4 protein-coding genes are annotated in these 3002 nt (G+C 64.3%); 3 read left to right on the top strand and 1 reads right to left on the bottom strand.

The window, feature by feature from the left end:
- Nucleotides 1-661 (bottom strand): thiamine pyrophosphate-binding protein (locus WBB85_RS09005; protein WP_432638288.1); only part of this gene is annotated, 661 nt, incomplete at its 3' end.
- Between the two features lie 99 nt (nucleotides 662-760).
- Here WBB85_RS09005 and WBB85_RS09000 point away from each other — a divergent pair.
- From WBB85_RS09000 to WBB85_RS08990, 3 genes are all read left to right on the top strand, one after another.
- Nucleotides 761-1468, top strand: a complete 708-nt coding sequence (locus WBB85_RS09000) for a GntR family transcriptional regulator (RefSeq protein ID WP_432638287.1) — start codon at nucleotides 761-763, stop codon at nucleotides 1466-1468.
- A complete protein-coding gene (locus tag WBB85_RS08995; protein WP_432638289.1) occupies nucleotides 1468-2205 on the top strand; it encodes an aspartate/glutamate racemase family protein in 738 nt (245 codons plus the stop codon). Before WBB85_RS09000 ends, WBB85_RS08995 begins: the two co-directional genes overlap by 1 nt.
- A 56-nt stretch (nucleotides 2206-2261) precedes the next feature.
- The coding region (locus WBB85_RS08990) for a PHP domain-containing protein (protein ID WP_432638286.1) at nucleotides 2262-3002 on the top strand (741 nt) is incomplete at its 3' end.

Raw genomic sequence — 3002 nt, 5'->3', positions numbered from 1 at the left:
TCACCACGCCGCCGCCGCAGACGATGAGCGGCGATTGCGCCGACAGGATCGCGTCGAGCGCCGCCTCGGCCGCGCCGGGTGCAGGCGCGGCGGGATAGGCGGGGAACGTTTGCAAGGTGGGGTCGGCCCAGATGTCGGACGGATCGACCGCGTCGTACTGGATGTCATAAGGCAGGCCGATATGCGCTGCCCCCGGCCGCCCCGTCACCATCGCCCGGAAGGCCGTTCGGACCATGCGCGGTATGTGGTCGGCCCGGCGGATCACCGTGTTCCACTTGGTCAGGGGGCGCATCATCGCCTCCTGATCAACCTCGGTCAGAGGGTACTTGCCATAGCTCGCCACCGAAACATCGGTGGTGATGGCCAGAACCGCGTAACTCGATTCTGACGCCTCAATCAGACCTGGCAGGATATAGGTCGCCCCGCCTCCGGACGGCCCCTCGCAGACCCCGGGCCGCCCGGTGACGCGGGCATAGGCGTCGGCCATGTAGGTTGCCGAGCGTTCATCGCGGGTCAGGACATGCGTGATGCCATGGTCGAGCTTCAGAAGGCTGTCATAGAGCGGCAGACTGGTGTCGCCGCAAAGGCCGAAGATGTGCCGGACGCCATGCGCTTCAAGCATCCGTACCATCGCATCGGCACCGTTCGGATTATTTGACATTCCGCCCTCGCCACAATTCTGTATACAGATCGTTGCACAGTATTGTCAGCAGTTCAAGCCTGCGTTAGATTCACCATGATTGGAAAGTGGAACCGCCCAGTGACCGCAGCAGCCCCGATCCCTGAAGACACGGTTGGCCGTCTTTACGCCGAACTGCGCCGCAGGGCCGCCGATTTCGAATTCCGGCCCAGTGAGCGGTTGAACGAATCGCAACTTGCCCTTCGGCTCGGCGCCAGCCGCACACCGCTTCGCGAGGCGCTGAACCGACTTGTCGCCGAGGGATTTATCGACTTTCGTAGTGGTCAGGGCTTCTTTTGCCGCCCGCTGACGCCCGAGATCATCTTCAACCTTTACGAGGCCCGTGCAGCGGTCGAATGTGCCGCCTTGCGCGCTGCGACCCGCCGCGCCAGCGATGCGGATATCGCCGGGCTGACCGCCTATCTCGACCGGACGGAAGCGGCCTATGACCGCGCAACCGATCCCGTCGCCTTGCTGGAGATGGATGAAGACTTCCATGCCCGGCTCTGCGCTCTGGCCGGAAATCCGGAATTCGATGCGATGCTGGCGAATATCAGCGGTCGCATCCGCTTTGTCCGCTCGATCGATCTGAAACAGATGCGCGCCGCCGATTCGATCGGCGAACGTCTGTCAGCCCATCGTGACGTCTTGCAGGCCCTGGCCGTCCGCGATGGCGAGGGCGCCGTTCGCGCGATGCAGGCCCATATCGAGAAGCGGCGCGAACAGGCGATCGAGGCCGTCCGCAATGCCTTTGCCGACCTCTATGCCCCAAGGGATCCTGCCCCATGATCGAAACCGGTGGAAAGACAGTCTTCGGCGCGACGCTCGGCATCCTGATGCTTGAGACACAGTTCCCCCGCATTCCAGGCGATATCGGCAATGCGCTGACCTGGCCTTTCCCGGTTCAGTACCGCATCGTCCGGGGGGCAACGCCCGACAATGTGGTGCGCGGTGACGCCGAGGCACGGCTGGAGGATTTCATCGCGGCGGGCCGCGAACTGGTGGCCCATGGCTGCGACGGGATCGCCACGAATTGCGGATTTCTCGTGCCGCTTCAGGACCACATGGCCGAGGCTTTGGGCGTACCGGTCGCCAGTTCCTCGCTGATGCAGGTGCCGATGGTGCGCCGGACCCTCCCGCCAGACCGGCGGGTGGGGGTCGTCACCATTTCGAGCGCGACCCTGACACAACGTCACCTCGCCGCCGCCGGTATTCCCGCCGACACGCCGATAGTCGGCACCGACAAGGGCAAGGAGTTCACCCAGAAGATCCTGTCGGACGCGCCCCGGATCGATTTCGCGCAGGCGCGTGCGGATGTCGTCGACGCGGCCCTTCGCCTGCAAAAGAAGACGCCCGACCTTGGCGCCATCGTTCTGGAATGCACCAATATGGTGCCCTATGCCGCCGATGTGCGCCGCGCGACGGGCGTGCCGGTCTTTTCGATCTACACCTACCTCGTCTGGTTTCAGGCCGCCCTGATTCCGCGCCGGTTTGCCGCCGAACTCGACGATGGCGGTCGCGGATAGGCATCCGGCCGTTTTGACCCTTCCCGAGATCGGCAGGGATCGGCTAGGGTCCGGCCATGGCAACCGCTCCCCGATTCATTCACCTCCGCACCCATACCGAATACTCGCTTCTTGAAGGGGCAGTGCCGGTCAAGAAGCTTGTCGGGTTCTGCGACAAGATGAAGATGCCCGCGATCGCGGTCACCGACACCAACAACATGTTCGCGGCGCTTGAATTTTCGGTTCTGGCCAAGGGGGCGGGGGTGCAGCCCATCGTCGGCTGCCAGTTGTCGCTTGACCACGATCCGGTGCAACCGGGTGAACGCGCCCGTCCGCCTGCGCCGCTTGTCCTCCTGGCGCAGGACGAGGCGGGTTACATGAACCTGATGAAGCTCAATTCCTGCCTCTATCTGCGCGGCGACGGATCGCTGCCGCATGTGACGGTGGAGGAACTGGAGGCGCATTCTGCGGGCCTTATCTGCCTGACCGGCGGTCCTGACGGGCCGGTCGGTCGTCTGCTTCAGGCCGGGCAGGGGCCGAAGGCGGAGGCATTGATGCAGCGCCTTGCCGCTGCCTATCCCGACCGGCTTTACGTCGAATTGCAGCGCCATCCCGGCGAGGGCGGGCAGTATACCGAGGCCGAAAGGCTGACCGAGCGCGGCCATGTCGAGATGGCCTATGAGATGGGCCTGCCGCTGGTCGCGACCAACGATGTCTACTTCCCCAAGCCCGGCATGTATGAGGCGCATGACGCGCTTATCTGCATCGCCGAGGGTGCCTATGTCGACCAGCAAGAACCCCGCCGCCGCCTGACGCCG

The organism is Albidovulum sp., assembly GCF_049646345.1.
Taxonomy (GTDB): domain Bacteria; phylum Pseudomonadota; class Alphaproteobacteria; order Rhodobacterales; family Rhodobacteraceae; genus Albidovulum.
Note: the sequence above shows the minus strand (reverse complement) of the source record. Positions and strands in the feature narration are given on the sequence as shown.